Below are 14,720 nucleotides of genomic sequence, written 5' to 3' on the forward strand. Positions count from 1 at the left end.
AACATCTCAACGACGAGAAGAACAGGGACGATCATCATGCGCACTCGTAGAAGCGCCCTCACCCTCATAGCCGGGGCCGCCTCGCTCGCCCTGACGCTGTCCGCCTGCGGTCAGAGCAGTGAGGGCGGCAGCAAGGAGAACGGCGGCAGTGCCAAGGGCGGCACGATCGGCATCGCGATGCCGACCAAGTCGTCGGAGCGCTGGATCAACGACGGCAACAACCTCGTCAAGGACATCAAGGCCAAGGGCTACAAGACCAAGCTGGTCTTCGGCGAGGACAACCCGGACACCCAGGTCTCGCAGATCGAGAACCTGATCACGCAGGGCGTCAAGGGCCTGGTCATCGCGGCCATCGACAACAAGTCCCTGAACAACGTGCTCCAGGAGGCCGCGGACGCCCACATCCCGGTCATCGCCTACGACCGGCTGATCCTCGGCACCAAGAACGTCGACTACTACGCGTCCTTCGACAACGAGAAGGTCGGTGTCGAGCAGGGCACGTACATCGTGCACAAGCTCGGCCTGGACAGCGGCAAGAAGGGCCCGTTCAACATCGAGCTGTTCGCCGGCTCGAACGACGACAACAACACCAAGTACTTCTTCAACGGCGCGATGAGCGTGCTCCAGCCGTACATCGACAAGAAGCAGCTGGTGGTCAGGTCCGGCCAGACCGCGCTGAACAAGGTGACCACGCTCCGCTGGGACGGCGCGACCGCGCAGTCCCGCATGGAGGACATCCTCACCTCCTCCTACAAGTCCGCCAAGGTCGACGCGGTGCTCTCGCCCTACGACGGCATCTCGATCGGCATCATCGCCGCGCTGAAGTCGGACGGCTACGGCTCCGGCAGCCAGCCGCTGCCCGTCATCACGGGCCAGGACGCCGAGCTGGCCTCGGTGAAGTCGATCATCGCGGGGCAGCAGACGCAGACCGTCTACAAGGACCTCCGCAAGCTCGCCGAGGTCGCCGCGACCATGGTCGACGACGCGCTCAACAAGAAGACCCCTCAGGTCAACGACACGAAGACGTACGACAACGGTACGAAGGTCGTCCCCGCCTACCTGCTCCAGCCGGTGAGCGTCGACAAGTCCAACTACGAGGAAGTCCTGGTCAAGGGCGGCTACTACACCGACGCCCAGCTCAAGTAACCCCGCCAAGCCCTGATCGACAAGCACTGATTGGAAGGCAGACCATGGCGGGACCCGTCCTGGAAATGCGCTCGATCGTCAAGACCTTTCCCGGCGTCAAGGCGCTGTCGGACGTCACCCTGACCGTCCGCCAGGGCGAGGTCCACGCCATCTGCGGGGAGAACGGCGCCGGCAAGTCGACCCTGATGAAGGTCCTCTCCGGCGTCCACCCGCACGGCAGTTACGAGGGCGAGATCCTCTTCGAGGGTGAGCCCTGCGCGTTCGGTGACATCCGGGCGAGCGAGCAGCGCGGCATCGTGATCATCCACCAGGAGCTGGCGCTGTCGCCGTACCTCTCGCTGGCGGAGAACATCTTCCTCGGCAACGAACACGCCAAGGGCGGGTTCATCGACTGGCGGGAGACCCTGCGGCACGCCACCGAGCTGCTGCGCCGGGTGGGTCTGGACGACCACCCGGAGACCCGCGTCGCCGACATCGGCGTGGGCAAGCAGCAGCTGGTGGAGATCGCGAAGGCGCTGTCGAAGAAGGTGAAGCTGCTCATCCTCGACGAGCCGACCGCGGCGCTGAACGACGAGGACAGCGGCAAACTCCTGGATCTGATACTGGAGTTGAAGAACCAGGGCATCACCTCGATCATCATCTCCCACAAGCTCAACGAGATCCGCCGGGTCGCCGACTCGGTGACGATCATCCGGGACGGCCACTCCATCGAGACCCTCGACGTGAAGTCGCAGGAGACGACCGAGGAGCGGATCATCTCGGGCATGGTGGGCCGTGACCTGGACCACCGCTTCCCCGAGCGCACCGCCTACGAGGGCGAGGAGGACGCGGCGCCGGCCCTGGAGGTCCGCAACTGGACCGTGCGGCACCCGATCGACCAGGAGCGCAAGGTGGTCGACGACGTGTCGATCCACGTCCGGCGCGGCGAGATCGTCGGTATCGCGGGCCTGATGGGCGCGGGCCGCACGGAACTCGCGATGAACGTCTTCGGGCGGACGTACGGCCGTTACGACGGCGGCACGGTCCTCAAGGACGGCACGGAGATCCGTACCAAGTCGGTCGCCGAGGCGGTCGGGCACGGCATCGCGTACGTCACCGAGGACCGCAAGCACTACGGCCTCAACCTGATCGACACCATCAACCGCAACATCTCGCTGACCGCGCTGAAGAAGGTGGCCAGGCGCGGGATCGTGGACGAGCACGAGGAGCGGCAGGTCTCGGAGGGCTACCGCAAGTCCATGAACATCAAGGCGCCGACGGTGTTCGAGCCGGTGGGGAAGCTGTCGGGCGGCAACCAGCAGAAGGTCGTCCTCAGCAAGTGGATCTTCGCGGGTCCCGACGTGCTGATCCTGGACGAGCCGACCCGCGGGATCGACGTGGGTGCCAAGTACGAGATCTACACGGTCATCGACCAGCTCGCCGCCCAGGGCAAGGCGGTCGTCTTCATCTCCTCCGAACTGCCCGAACTGCTCGGCATGTGCGACCGCATCTACACCATGGCCGCGGGCCGTCTGACCGGTGAGGTGCCCAGGGCCGAGGCCACGCAGGAAGTGCTGATGCGCCATATGACGAAGGACAAAGAGGTAACGCGATGAGCACGGATGTCACCGCCAAGAGCCCGGCGCCCGCGCCGCCGGGCAAGAGCGGATCGGCCGCCGAGGGGAACCTGCTCCAGCTGGTCCTCGACGGGCTGCGCCGCAACATGCGCCAGTACGGGATGCTGATCGCCCTCGGTCTGATCGTCGCCCTGTTCGCGGTGTGGACCAACGGCGACCTGCTGCTGCCGCGCAACGTCTCCAACCTGGTGCTGCAGAACAGCTACATCCTGATCCTCGCCATCGGCATGATGATGGTGATCATCGCCGGGCACATCGACCTGTCGGTCGGCTCGCTGACGGCGTTCGTGGGCGCGTTCGCGGCCGTGCTGACGGTCAACCACGGCATGGCCTGGCCACTGGCCCTGGTCCTGTGCCTGGTGATGGGTGCCTTCGCGGGCGCCGCCCAGGGCCTGTTGATCGCCTACTTCGGCATACCGTCGTTCATCGTCACCCTCGCCGGGATGCTGCTCTTCCGCGGCCTCACGGAGATCCTGCTCCAGGGGCAGACCATCGGTCCGTTCCCGAACGGCCTGCAGAACCTGGGCAACGGCTTCCTGCCCGAGGTCGGCCCGAACACCAACTACCACAACCTCACACTGCTGCTGGGCATCGTGCTGATCGCCGCCGTGGTCTGGCAGGAGTTCCGGGACCGGCGCCGCCAGCAGGAGTTCGCGCTGGAGGTGCCGCCCACCCGGCTGTTCCTGCTGAAGCTGACCGCGCTGATCGCCGCCATCCTCGTCATGACCATGCTGCTGGCCAGCTACAAGGGCGCGCCGATCGTCCTGATCGTGCTGGGCGTGCTGGTCGTCGGCTACGGCTACGTGATGCGCAACGCGGTCTTCGGCCGGCACATCTACGCGATCGGCGGCAACCTGCCGGCGGCCAAGCTGTCCGGCGTCAAGGACAAGAAGGTCACCTTCTACGTCTTCCTCAACATGGGCGTGCTCGCGGCCCTGGCCGGGCTGGTGGTCGCCGCCCGGCTGAACGCGGCCTCGCCGAAGGCGGGCGACGGCTTCGAACTGGAGGCGATCGCCTCCTCGTTCATCGGCGGCGCCTCCATGAGCGGCGGTGTGGGCACCATCCTCGGTGCCATCATCGGCGGTCTCGTCCTCGGCGTGCTGAACAACGGCATGAACCTCCTCAGCGTCGGCACCGACTGGCAACAGGTCATCAAGGGCCTCGCCCTCCTCGCGGCGGTCGGCTTCGACGTGTGGAACAAGCGCAAGTCCGGTTCGTAGTCAGCGAGGACGCTCCGCCGGGAAGGCCGAATCAATACTGCGGGCCGTGAGGGGCTGGTCGCGCAGTTCCCCGCGCCCCTTCGGGGGCGCGGCTCGGCGGGGCGGCTTTCAACTCTCTTCCCAAGGAGCCGCTAGATGGAGCTGAACAGACGCACGGTCATCGCAGGAGCCGCGGCGGCGGGGATCGCCGCCACCACCCTCGGCAGCGGGGTCGCCGAGGCCGCCTCGGGAGGCAGGAAGCCGGTGAAGGAGCCCTTCGGGAAGCTCGCCGACGGTACGAAGATCTACCGCTGGTCGCTGGAGAACGGCGGCACCCGGCTGAAGGTCCTCAACTGGGGCGGTGTCGTCCAGACCCTGGAGCTGCCGGACCGCCGGGGCCACTACGCCAACGTGGTCAACGGCTTCGACACCATCGACGACTACGTCGCCAAGAGCCCGTACTTCGGCGCCCTCATCGGCCGCTACGGCAACCGCATCGGCAAGGGGCAGTTCACCCTCGACGGCAAGCACTACCAGCTGTCCGTCAACGACGGCGTGAACAGCCTGCACGGCGGCAGCCAGGGCTTCGACAAGCACGTCTGGGACGTCGAGCCGTTCGTGAAGGGCTCGGACGTCGGCCTCGTCCTGCACTACACCAGCGTCGACGGGGAGATGGGCTACCCGGGCACGCTCAGGACGAAGGTGACGTACACCCTCACCCGGCGCGGCGAGTGGATCATCGACTACGAGGCCACCACCGACAAGGCCACGGTCGTCAACCTCACCAGCCACGTCTACTGGAACCTCGCCGGCGAGGGCAGCGGCACCATCGAGGACCACGAGCTGACGATCGCCGCGGGCCGCTACACGCCGACTGACTCGGGGCTGATCCCCACGGGTGAGCTGGCCACCGTGCGCGGCACGCCGTTCGACTTCCGGGAGACCAAGGCGATCGGCCGGGACATCCGCGCCGGGCACGTCCAGCAGGTGCAGGCCAAGGGCTTCGACCACAACTGGGTGCTGGACAAGGGCGTCACCGCGAAGCCGGAACACGTCGCGACGCTGCGGGACCCGCGGTCGGGCCGGACGCTGAAGATCGCGACCGACCAGCCGGGCCTGCAGTTCTACTCCGGGAACTTCCTGGACGGGACGCTGACGGGGACGGGCGGGCGCACCTACCGGCAGGGGGACGCGCTCTGCCTGGAGACGCAGCACTTCCCTGACTCGCCGAACCACGCGAACTTCCCGTCGACCGTGTTGCGGCCGGGGCACGTGTACAGGACGCGGACGGTGCATTCGTTCGGCGCCTGAGTTGTGGGGGACTGTGCGGGCGGTAAGGGGCCGGCCGCGCAGTTCCCCACGCCCCTTTCGGGGGCGCTGCACGGCCCGGAGCTGAGAAGAACGTACACTCACACTTTTTTCACGCCGGGTGAACAGAGGATCAGGCATCTCCGTATTCAAGGGCGGCCCGTGCTCCCCCGCGCGGGCCGCCCAAGACGACGGGCCCGGACGTCCCCACCGGGCCCGCCTCATACGGAGGTTCCATGGCCGGCAACGTCACCTCGTTGTTCCGCAGCGGTGCTCACAGCCCGTCGATGGCGGCGCTGGCACGCGAGGGGGGCGACGGGACCGGCCCGGTCGACTTCTGCGTCCCCTGCAACCCCTATTTCCCCACTCCGGCCATGATGGAAACCATGGCCGCGCGGCTCAAGGACATCATCACCTTCTACCCGAGCAGCGCCGACACCATCACCGCCGAGCTGTGCAACCTCCTCCAGCTCCCGCCGCAGGCCGTGGCCATGGGCAACGGCTCCACCGAGCTGATCACCTGGATCGACCACCTGCTGGTCCGCGAGTCCCTCGCCATCCCCGTCCCCACGTTCGGCCGCTGGACCGACCAGCCCATGGAGACCGGCAAGCGGGTCGACATGTTCCCGCTCCAGGAGTCCAACGGCTTCGCCCTCGACCTCGCGCAGTACGCCGACTTCATCCGCACCCGGGGGACCAGGGTCGCGGTGGTCTGCAATCCGAACAACCCCGACGGCGGGTACGTCGCCAAGCGCGCGCTCGTCCAGTTCATGGACGCCATGGCCGACCTGGACCTGATCGTCGTCGACGAGTCGTTCCTGGAGTTCGCCGACGCGGAGCAGGAGCCGAGCGTCGTGCAGGAGGCGATGATGCGGCCGAACGTCATCGTGCTGCGCAGCCTCGGCAAGAACTTCGGCCTGCACGGCATCCGCTTCGGCTACATGGTCGCCAACCCCTCGCTGGCCGGCAAGGTCCGCTCCATGCTGCCGAAGTGGAACCTGAACGCGTTCGCCGAGTACGTCGTCTTCATGCTCAGGGAGCACGGTGCCGAGTACGCGCAGAGCCTGCTCCAGGTCCGCAAGGACCGCCTGGAGATGGCGAGCCAGCTCTCCGCGCTGCCCGGCCTGACCGTCTACCCCTCCCAGGGCAACTTCCTCTTCGTGCGCCTTCCCGTCGGCGCCGAGGGCACCGTGGTCCGGGACCGGATGCTCACCGAGCACCGGATCCTGGTCCGCGAGTGCGGCAACAAGATCGGTTCTTCCAGCCGCTTCCTGCGTCTCGTGGTGCGCCCCGAGGTGGACGTGCGTCGCCTGGTGTCCGCCATGGAACAGGTGCTGTACGGGACCAGGAGGGGAGCCGCCGTACCCGAGCTGGGCACCGGGACCAGCTACAGCTCGGGTACGGCGGCCGTCGACCGGCTGGTGAGCGAGACGAACGGGGCGGGGATCCCGTTGGCGCAGGCGGTGGGGGCCGGACCGGTCCCGAGCCTCACGCCGGCTCCCGGGCCGGGGCTCGCCGCGGCGCCCGCGGCGGGGCTCGGCATGCCGATGGCCGGGCAGTCCGGCGGGGCGGGGACGCCGCAGCCGATGATGGCGCCGGTGCCGGCTGCTGCTGCTCAGATGCAGATGCCGATGCAGGCGCCGATGGCACCGCAACCGATGGCACCGCAACCGATGGCACCGCAGCCGATGGCACCGCAGCCGATGATGACGCCCGTCCCCGCGCCCGCGCCGCCGATGCAGATGCCGCAGATGCCGCAGATGCCTGCCCCGGCGCCCGTCCCCGCGCCTGCTCCGGCTCCCGCTCCCATGCCGACCGGGCCCACGCCCCCCGGGGTACCGGCCCGTGGCGGGCTGACCGCGGCGCAGGTGCGGGGGGCGACCGCGCCGCCGCCCGCGCCCGGGTTGTCGCCGGCGCCTGCGACGGGGTGGCCTAACGCGCAGAGCTGGCCGAACGCGGCGGGGATGGGGCAGGCGGGGTAGCCACCCGCCGTGGGGGGGGCTGTGCTTTGCCGGGTGCGCCGACGTCGTTGCTGGCCGCGCAGTTCCCCGCGCCCCTAAGGGGCGCGTCGAGCCGGGCGGCATGTCGGAGTACTGCTCCTAAAGGGGCGCGTCCAGCCGGGCGGCGTGTCGGAGTACTGCTCCTAAAGGGGCGTGTCCAGCCGGGCGGCATGGATCAGTGCGGCTCCCAGGGGCAGGGCGTGACATGCCGTCTGTTGGAAGCCTGCCTCCTCCAAGAGGCGTCGGTAATGGGACTCGTCCCGTTCCCGGCCGCCGACGTTGCACAGCATGTGGACGTCCCAGGCCGCCGCCGTGCTGCTGGGCAGCAGGCGTTCCACGACGAGGAGTTCGGCACCGGGCCGCATCGCCTGGGCGCACCTGCGCAGGATGGTCAGGCAGTGGTCGTCGTCCCAGTCGTGCAGGACGCGCGACAGGAGGTAGACGTCGCCGCCGGGCGGGACGGAGTCGGTGAAGTCGCCCTCGGCGAAGGTGCAGCGGTCTGCCAGATCCGCCAGCTCCGGGCGCGCCGCCGCCAGCGCCTCCGGGCGTTCCAGCAGGACCCCTTCCAGGTGGCCGTGGGCGCGCAGGATCCGGCCGAGCAGCGCGCCGTTCCCGCCGCCCACGTCGATCACCCGCCGGGCGGCGGCGAAGTCGGCCAGCCGCGGTACCGGGGCGAACATCTCCGCGCTCGCTGCCATCCCCCGGTGGAAGAGGTCGGCGAGTTCGGGGTGTTCGGCGAAGTAGGGGAAGTGGTGCCGGCCGTGGCGGTGGGCGAAAGCTTCCTTCCCGGTGCTGACGGCGTAGGGGAGCCCGGCGAAGGAGTCGTAGAAGGGTCCGCCGTAGAGCAGCGCGAGCGGGTGCATCGAGAACTCGGTGCCGGTGCGCAGGGGTTCACCGAGGGCGGTGAGGTGGTAGGTGGCGTCGGACGCGGTGAGCAGGCCGAGGCCGGCCAGGTAGCGCAGCAGGCGCCGCAGGGCGTCCGGGTCGGTGCCGGTCAGGTCCGCGAGGGCGGCGGCGTCGAGGCCGGGGCGGGCGGCCAGGTGGTCGGCGATGCCGAGTTCGGCCATGGTGCGGACGGCCTGGGTGGCCCAGGCGCCGGTCATGACGCCGAGGAGGGCGAGGGCGGGGTCGGGGAGGGGCTCCTGGCGGCCGGGGAGGCGGAGTTCGAAGCGGCGGTGGCCGGCGGAGCGGAAGTAGAGGACGGTGACGTTCTCGTGGTTGTTGTAGCCGCCGCCGTCCGGGACGGCGCCGCCGCGTTCGGTCAGCAGGGTGCGCAGTCCGGCGGGGATCACCCGGCCCGGCGCGGTCACGGCGAAGGCGTGGTGGGACTCGTGGCCGACGGCGCGTTCGTCGGCGGCGACCGCCTCCAGGGGGGAGCCGGACGGCACGGGCAGCGCGAAGATCTCCACGGTCCGCCCGGCCACCGGCACGTGCACGATCCCGACCGGGCTGTCGCCGAGGACGGCGCCGTAGCGGCGGGCCAGCCGTCCGCGCACCACCACGCTCGGGACGACGGGGCCCGGGTCGAGGCCGACGCCGCGCAGTTCGTCGCGGAGCCCGTCGAGGGAGGCGGGGAAGACCAGTACGGCGGTGTGGTCGTAACCGACGTGGCGGGCGACGTCGGCCCGCTCGTCGGCCGTCAGGCCGGGCAGCAGCTCGGCCAGGACCTGGTCCGTGTCGTGGTCGCGGACGTGGTCGGCGGCGTGCCGGATCCGGTCCAGGTCGGTTTCCGTCAGACATGCCTGTACGACGGAGAGGTTCATGAAGAATTCCCGTTGATCGTGGGGCAGGAAGAACCGGGGCCGAGACGCCCCGGGGGTCAGATGCCGGTGTAGTTCTCGGCGAAGAAGTCCTGGTGGGCGCGGGAGGTGCGCAGGCTCTCCAGGCGGGCGTACTGCAACTGGCGTCCGTAGCGGGCCTCGTCGCCGTCGCCGTCCGCACCGACGGGGCCGTGCAGCAGGCCGCTCATCCAGTGCGAGAACTCATGGGCCCGCCAGACCCGGGGCAGGCAGTCGGCGGCGTACCGGGCGAGGGCGCTGTCGTCGGCGCGCAGCAGCGCGGCCTCGAAGGCGCGGGCCAGCGACTCGGCCTGGAGCACGGCCAGGTTGGCGCCCTTGGCCGCCGACGGGCTGATGAGCCCGGCCGCGTCCCCGGCCAGCCACAGCCGCCCGGCGCCCGGCGCCTCCAGCACGTCCGAGCGCAGGTCGACGACCGCCTTCTCCAGGACGGCTCCCTGGCGCAGCGGCCCGAACTCGGCGGTGCGCATCCGGGTGGCCAGCTCGGTCCAGATCCGGTCCTCGCTCCAGTCGGCGGGGTCGGTGCCGCGCGGGCACTGGAGGTAGTACCGGGTGACGGACGCGGTGCGCGCCATGTGACCGGCGAACCCGCGCGGGTGCAGGGCGTATCCGGTGGCCGGCATGCTGGGCGGGGCCGCGGCCAGCACGGCGAGCCAGGAGACGCCGTGGTCCCAGCGGGCGGTGCGGGTGCCGTGCGCGGTCAGGGTGGCGCGGCCGGTCCCCCGGTGCCCGTCGCAGCCCGCGACGTACCGGCCGGTGACGTCCGCGCCGTCGCGCAGCCGGACCCGGCCCTCGGTGACGTGCGTGGCCTCGACGCCGAACCGGAGGTCGCCGCCGCGCCGCAGGTACTCGGCGACCAGGTCGCGCACCAGCTCCTGCTGGGGGTAGACGGTGTGCACCTCGCCACGGCCCAACGTGGCGTAGTCGAGGGTGAATTCACCCAGGCCGCTGCGGAACCGGCAGGCGGTGTGGGTCTTGCCGCCGGTGAGCAGGCCGGCTGCCAGGCCGTTCTCCGTGAGGACGCGCACGGAGCGGGCCGCGAGGAAGCCGGCGCGGGCCCGGCCCTCCACCGCGGCACGGTCGCGCCGTTCCAGGAGCACGCAGTCGATGCCCCGGTCCAGCAGCAGGTTCCCCAGGACGAGTCCGGCCGGGCCGGCGCCGACGATCACTACCCCGGCCTGTGCTGTTGCCATGCCCGCCTTCTGAAGTCGCTTGTTGATCAAGGCTTGTTGATCAACAGGTTTCATATCATCTGGATCCTGGATGCAGTCGGGTGAACTATCGTGATTAGCCCTAAAGGGTTGCTGTTCGATAAGAGAGGCCGTGGATAGGGTTCAGGGCGTGGAGCACAGCGGCGGAGAGGCGAAGGCGCTGTGGTGGGGGTCGGCCGGGCTGGTGCTCGGGGTCACCGGGACCTCGGTGGTCGTCGCCGGCGCGGAGCACGGCGGACGGCTGTCCGTGGCACTGGTACTGGTCCTCGCGCAGGTTCCCGCGCTGCGCCGGCTGGTACGGGCCCCGGTCGCCGTGCTGGCCGCGACCACGGCCGCGGGAGTCGCTGTGTGGGCGCTGCTGCCCGCGGTGACCCTGACGGGCGCGTTGCTCGCGGCCCAGATCGCGCTGTGCGTACTGTCGGCGACCGGGCCGCGACGGGTGTCGGCCGGGGCGCTCGCGGCGATGTGCCTGCTCGCGCCGCTCGGCTGGGTGGCAGGCGGGCCCGCGGGGCTGACGGTCTACCTGCTGACGGTGGTGCTGGCGTGGACGGCGGGCCAGTGGCGCCGAGCGCACGGGGCCAGGATCCGGGCGGAGACGCGCCGTGCGGTCACGGAGGAGCGGGCGCGGATCGCGCGCGAGGTGCACGACGTCGTGGCGCACACGCTGTCCGTGATGGTCGTGCAGGCCGCCGCGGCCGACGACGTGTTCGCGGAGCGCCCCGACCAGGCCCGGCAGGCACTGCGGGCCATCGAGACGGGCGCCCGCTCGGCGCTGGGCGAACTGCGGCTGCTGCTGCGGGCGTTCGGGCCGGGTGCGCAGGAGGGTGAGGACCAGCACGAAGACCAGTACGAGAACGAGAACGAGGGCGAGGACTCGGCCGGGGCCCGGAGACGGACGCCGTCGCTCGCGCGTCTCGACGAACTGGCCGAGGCCGTGCGGGCGGCCGGGATGACCGTGCACGTGTGCCGTGAAGGTGCCGTCGACGGGCTGCCGGCCGCGGTGGACCTGGCGGCGTACCGGATCGTCCAGGAGGCCCTCACCAACGCGCTGCGGCACGCGGCCGGCGCCGACGAGGTGCGCGTGCGGGTGGCGGCCGACGGAACGGGGGTGCGGGTGACGGTGGTGGACAACGGCCGTAAACGACAGGGGGGTTCGGGGTCGTCGGGCGCCGGGCGCGGTCTGGTCGGGATGCGGGAGCGGGCCCGGCTGGTGGGCGGCAGCCTGCGGGCCGGTCCGCTGCCCGGCGGCGGGTTCGAGGTGGTGGCGCTGTTGCCTGCGGAGGGCGTGTCATGACGTTGCGTGTGGTGGTGGCCGACGACCAGGCCCTGGTCCGCACCGGGTTCCGGATGATCATCGACGCCCGGGACGACCTGGAGGTGGTGGGCGAGGCCTCCGACGGGCGGGAGGCGGTGCGGCTGACCCGGGAACTGGCGCCCGACGTGGTGCTGATGGACGTCCGCATGCCGGTGCTGGACGGTATCGAGGCGACCCGGCGGATCGTGGCGGACGGCGGACCGGCCCGGGTGCTCGTGCTGACCACCTGGGACGTGGACGCGCATGTCGTCGACGCACTGCGGGCGGGAGCCAGCGGCTTCCTGCTGAAGGACATCCGGCCCACCGAACTCGTCGAGGCCGTCCGCAGCACCGCGCGCGGCGACGCGCTGCTCGCGCCGGCCGTGCTGAGCCGGGTCCTGGACCGGTTCCTGCGCACCACTCCCGATCCGGCACCACCGCCGTCCCTGCGGGACCTGACCGGCCGTGAGCGGGAGGTGCTGACCCTGATCGGGCAGGCGCTGTCGAACGCGGAGATCGCCGGGCGGCTCGGCCTGTCGGAGGCCACCGTCAAGAACCACGTGACCGCGGTGCTGCGCAAACTGGGCCTGCGCGACCGCGTCCAGGCCGTCGTCGCCGCCTACGACCATCAGCTGGTGCGGCCGCGCCGTCCCTGAGCCCGGTCTCCTCCTCAGGGAGGAGACCGGGCCGGGGTCCTCCCGTGTTCCCAGTGCCGGCCCGTTCCCGTGGCCGATCCGCAGCCGGGGTGTCCGGTCCTAGCGTCGAGGGGTGACCGACGACCTGACCTGCCTCGTGTATCTGCTCGCCCACGACGAAGCCGCCGCGGGCCCCTACGACCGTTCCCGGACCGGACTGCTGGTCCGGGCCGCCGCGCTGATCGACCTCGCGCTGCGCGGCCGACTGCGGGAGGTCGGCGGCACGGTCGCCGTGACCGGCACGGAACCGACCGGCGACCCCGTCCTGGACGGTGTGCTGCGCGATGCCGCCGGGCACGGCTGGCGGCAGCTGGTACGCCACCACCGCAGGCGCACCCTGACGGAGCTGGAGAACCGGCTGGCCGCCACGGGGCACCTCACCGTGCGGGCGCCCCGCGCCTTCTCCCGTACCCGGCGGGTGACCCTCAGGGACCGCACCGCGGCCGCCGCCCTGCGCACCCGGGTCTCCGCGGTGCTGCACGGGGACGGCCCCGTGCGGGAGATCCCGGACGTCGACGCGGCGCTGCTGGCGCTCGCCGCGGCGGGCCGCATCCGCTCGGTCGTGTCACGGCGGGACCAGAAGGAGCTGCGGCCCCGTATCGACGCCTGCACGGGGCGGCTCGGGGCCCTCGCACCCGGCCTGGAGCAGGCCGTACGCGCGCTGCCGACGACCATGGTCGCCGCACAGGGCGGCATGGGCGGCGGCTGACGACCGGACGAACGCCCTGTCGAACGACCGACCGAACGGGGAGACGACGCCATGCACCGCACCCTGACCACCCTGGCCTGCACGCTGACCGCCGCACTCGCGGCGGCCTGGCCGACGCCACCGGCCCCACCACCGGGGCCGCCCCTGCTCACCGAGACGGCCACCACCGCGACCAGCGCCACAGGGGCCGCGACACCCGCCGCCCCGACCACCGTCCGCACCCCCAGCGGCCTGGTCCGGGGCGCTGCTCACGGCGGCTACCGGACCTTCGAGGACGTTCCCTACGCCGCACCCCCGGTCGGGCGGCTGCGCTGGGCTCCGCCGCGGCCTCCGGTCCCCTGGTCCGGGGTACGGGACGCCACCCGGCCGGCGCACGCCTGCCCGCAGCCGGCCGGTGAGGTGCCCGGCGGCAGCACCGACGAGGACTGCCTTCATCTGAACGTCACGACACCCGACGACGCGAGCCCGGCCCGTCCCAGGCCGGTGATCGTCTGGCTGCACGGCGGCGGCCTCACCACCGGCGCGGGCAGCTCGCACGACGCCCACCGCATGGCCACCCGCGGCGATGTCGTGGTCGTCACCGTCGACTACCGTCTCGGGGCCCTCGGTTTCCTCGCGCACGACGGGCTGCCCGGCTCCGGCACCTTCGGCCTGGCCGACCAGCAGGCGGCGTTGCGCTGGGTCCGCGCCGGGATCGGCGCCTTCGGCGGTGACGCGCACGACGTGACACTCGCCGGTGAGTCGGCGGGCGGTTACAGCGTCTGCGCCCAGCTCGCCTCGCCCGCCGCGGCGGGCCTGTTCGACCGGGCGATCATCCAGAGCGGCCCGTGCACAGGCCGCCCCGACCGGCCGTTCGCGCCGTCGGCCGTCCCCCTGTCCGCGGCCCGGGCCACAGGCTCGGACTTCGCGACGCGGGCCGGCTGCGGCTCCGCCCGTGACGTGCCGGTCTGCCTGCGACGGGTGCCCGTCGCCCGGCTGCTCGCGGCCCAGGACACCGATCAGCATCCCGCCTTCGACACCCCGTTGCTGCCCGGCGATCCCGCGGCGGCGATCTCCAGCGGCCACTTCCGGCACCTCCCGGTGCTCCTCGGCGGCAACCACGACGAGGGCAACGGCTGGGCCGCCGGGATCATCCAGGCCGGAAACCCCGTCACCCCCGCCACCTGGCCCGACGTCGTGTCCGCCTTCTTCCCCGCACCGGGGCGGGCCGAGGCGATCGTCCGCGAGTACCCGGTGCACGCCACCGACGGCGGCCCGGTGTTCGGCGCGGTCATCGGCGACGCGGACTTCGCCTGCCCCACGGCACGTACCGACCGTCTCCTCGCCGCCCACGTCCCCGTCTGGCGTTACGAGTTCGCCGACGAACACGCCCCGCCGCTCACCCCGGGCACCCCGCCGTTCCCGCTCGGCGCACCGCACGCGAGCGAACTGCCCTACCTGTTCGACCTGGGCGGCCGTCCCCGTGACCTGACCGCGGCACAGCACCGCCTGGCCGACACGATGATCGACTACTGGACCCGTTTCGCCCGCACCGCCGACCCGAACGGCCCCTCGTCCCCGCACTGGCCGCAGGGGACGCCCCTCTCCCTTTCCCCGGACCACGTCACCCCCGACAGGACGACCGCCCTCCGCCACCACTGCGCCTTCTGGGACACCCTCGGCTGACCGCTCAGCGGGCGACCGGCCACGTCTCCGGCTGAGGTCCGGCCCCGGGGGACGACGAGGTGCGCACGTCCCCCAAGGCCC

The 14,720-nt window shown here is 71.5% G+C and carries 11 protein-coding genes; 9 read left to right on the top strand and 2 right to left on the bottom strand.

Annotated features, from left to right (window positions below):
- Positions 1 to 36: 36 nt before the first annotated feature.
- The 5 genes from chvE to AB0958_RS12800 all read left to right on the top strand — a co-directional run bounded on the left by chvE (position 37) and on the right by AB0958_RS12800 (position 7,251).
- Positions 37 to 1,146, top strand: a complete 1,110-nt coding sequence (gene chvE / locus AB0958_RS12780; protein WP_366890405.1) for a multiple monosaccharide ABC transporter substrate-binding protein — start codon at positions 37 to 39, stop codon at positions 1,144 to 1,146.
- 44 nt (positions 1,147 to 1,190) lie between these two features.
- Complete coding sequence (mmsA, locus tag AB0958_RS12785) at positions 1,191 to 2,741, top strand: multiple monosaccharide ABC transporter ATP-binding protein (protein WP_366890406.1); 1,551 nt, start codon at positions 1,191 to 1,193, stop codon at positions 2,739 to 2,741.
- Positions 2,738 to 3,982, top strand: a complete 1,245-nt coding sequence (gene mmsB, locus AB0958_RS12790; RefSeq protein WP_366890407.1) for a multiple monosaccharide ABC transporter permease — start codon at positions 2,738 to 2,740, stop codon at positions 3,980 to 3,982. Before mmsA ends, mmsB begins: the two co-directional genes overlap by 4 nt.
- Before the next feature lie 135 nt (positions 3,983 to 4,117).
- On the top strand, positions 4,118 to 5,272 hold the full coding sequence (locus AB0958_RS12795) for an aldose epimerase family protein (protein WP_366890408.1): 1,155 nt from the start codon (positions 4,118 to 4,120) through the stop codon (positions 5,270 to 5,272).
- Positions 5,273 to 5,505: 233 nt separating this feature from the next.
- Positions 5,506 to 7,251 carry a histidinol-phosphate transaminase gene (locus tag AB0958_RS12800; RefSeq protein WP_366890409.1) on the top strand — a complete coding sequence of 582 codons (1,746 nt, stop codon included), beginning with the start codon at positions 5,506 to 5,508 and terminating at the stop codon, positions 7,249 to 7,251.
- A gap of 161 nt (positions 7,252 to 7,412) precedes the next feature.
- Here the strand turns inward: AB0958_RS12800 and AB0958_RS12805 are convergent, their stop codons facing one another.
- Both AB0958_RS12805 and AB0958_RS12810 read right to left on the bottom strand, forming a co-directional pair.
- The gene (locus tag AB0958_RS12805) at positions 7,413 to 9,032 is read right to left on the bottom strand and encodes a methyltransferase (protein ID WP_366890410.1); all 1,620 of its coding nucleotides are present in this window, start codon (positions 9,030 to 9,032) and stop codon (positions 7,413 to 7,415) included.
- Between the two features lie 56 nt (positions 9,033 to 9,088).
- Positions 9,089 to 10,258: a 4-hydroxybenzoate 3-monooxygenase gene (locus AB0958_RS12810; RefSeq protein WP_366890411.1), complete on the bottom strand. Its 1,170-nt coding sequence runs from the start codon at positions 10,256 to 10,258 to the stop codon at positions 9,089 to 9,091.
- 148 nt (positions 10,259 to 10,406) lie between these two features.
- On the opposite strand from AB0958_RS12810, the gene AB0958_RS12815 reads away from it, so the two are divergent.
- The 4 genes from AB0958_RS12815 to AB0958_RS12830 all read left to right on the top strand — a co-directional run bounded on the left by AB0958_RS12815 (position 10,407) and on the right by AB0958_RS12830 (position 14,639).
- Positions 10,407 to 11,570 carry a histidine kinase gene (locus tag AB0958_RS12815; RefSeq protein WP_366890413.1) on the top strand — a complete coding sequence of 388 codons (1,164 nt, stop codon included), beginning with the start codon at positions 10,407 to 10,409 and terminating at the stop codon, positions 11,568 to 11,570.
- Positions 11,567 to 12,226, top strand: coding sequence for a response regulator transcription factor (locus tag AB0958_RS12820; protein ID WP_366890414.1), 660 nt, complete (start codon positions 11,567 to 11,569; stop codon positions 12,224 to 12,226). The genes AB0958_RS12815 and AB0958_RS12820 overlap by 4 nt, the downstream gene beginning before the upstream one ends.
- A 112-nt stretch (positions 12,227 to 12,338) precedes the next feature.
- Complete coding sequence (locus tag AB0958_RS12825; RefSeq protein ID WP_366890415.1) at positions 12,339 to 12,974, top strand: GPP34 family phosphoprotein; 636 nt, start codon at positions 12,339 to 12,341, stop codon at positions 12,972 to 12,974.
- Positions 12,975 to 13,025: 51 nt separating this feature from the next.
- Complete coding sequence (locus AB0958_RS12830; protein WP_366890416.1) at positions 13,026 to 14,639, top strand: carboxylesterase family protein; 1,614 nt, start codon at positions 13,026 to 13,028, stop codon at positions 14,637 to 14,639.
- The last annotated feature ends 81 nt before the right edge of the window (positions 14,640 to 14,720 follow it).

Origin of the sequence: Streptomyces sp. NPDC006655 (assembly GCF_040703965.1) — a bacterium.
GTDB lineage: Bacteria > Actinomycetota > Actinomycetes > Streptomycetales > Streptomycetaceae > Streptomyces.

What these genes read in the sequence shown, in the direction of transcription:
- AB0958_RS12805 (WP_366890410.1), bottom strand. Translation starts at nt 9,032, where the DNA reads ATGAACCTCTCCGTCGTACAGGCATGTCTGACGGAAACCGACCTGGAC.
- AB0958_RS12820 (WP_366890414.1), top strand. Translation starts at nt 11,567, where the DNA reads ATGACGTTGCGTGTGGTGGTGGCCGACGACCAGGCCCTGGTCCGCACC.
- AB0958_RS12795 (WP_366890408.1), top strand. Translation starts at nt 4,118, where the DNA reads ATGGAGCTGAACAGACGCACGGTCATCGCAGGAGCCGCGGCGGCGGGG.
- AB0958_RS12800 (WP_366890409.1), top strand. Translation starts at nt 5,506, where the DNA reads ATGGCCGGCAACGTCACCTCGTTGTTCCGCAGCGGTGCTCACAGCCCG.
- chvE (WP_366890405.1), top strand. Translation starts at nt 37, where the DNA reads ATGCGCACTCGTAGAAGCGCCCTCACCCTCATAGCCGGGGCCGCCTCG.
- AB0958_RS12810 (WP_366890411.1), bottom strand. Translation starts at nt 10,258, where the DNA reads ATGGCAACAGCACAGGCCGGGGTAGTGATCGTCGGCGCCGGCCCGGCC.
- mmsA (WP_366890406.1), top strand. Translation starts at nt 1,191, where the DNA reads ATGGCGGGACCCGTCCTGGAAATGCGCTCGATCGTCAAGACCTTTCCC.
- AB0958_RS12830 (WP_366890416.1), top strand. Translation starts at nt 13,026, where the DNA reads ATGCACCGCACCCTGACCACCCTGGCCTGCACGCTGACCGCCGCACTC.
- mmsB (WP_366890407.1), top strand. Translation starts at nt 2,738, where the DNA reads ATGAGCACGGATGTCACCGCCAAGAGCCCGGCGCCCGCGCCGCCGGGC.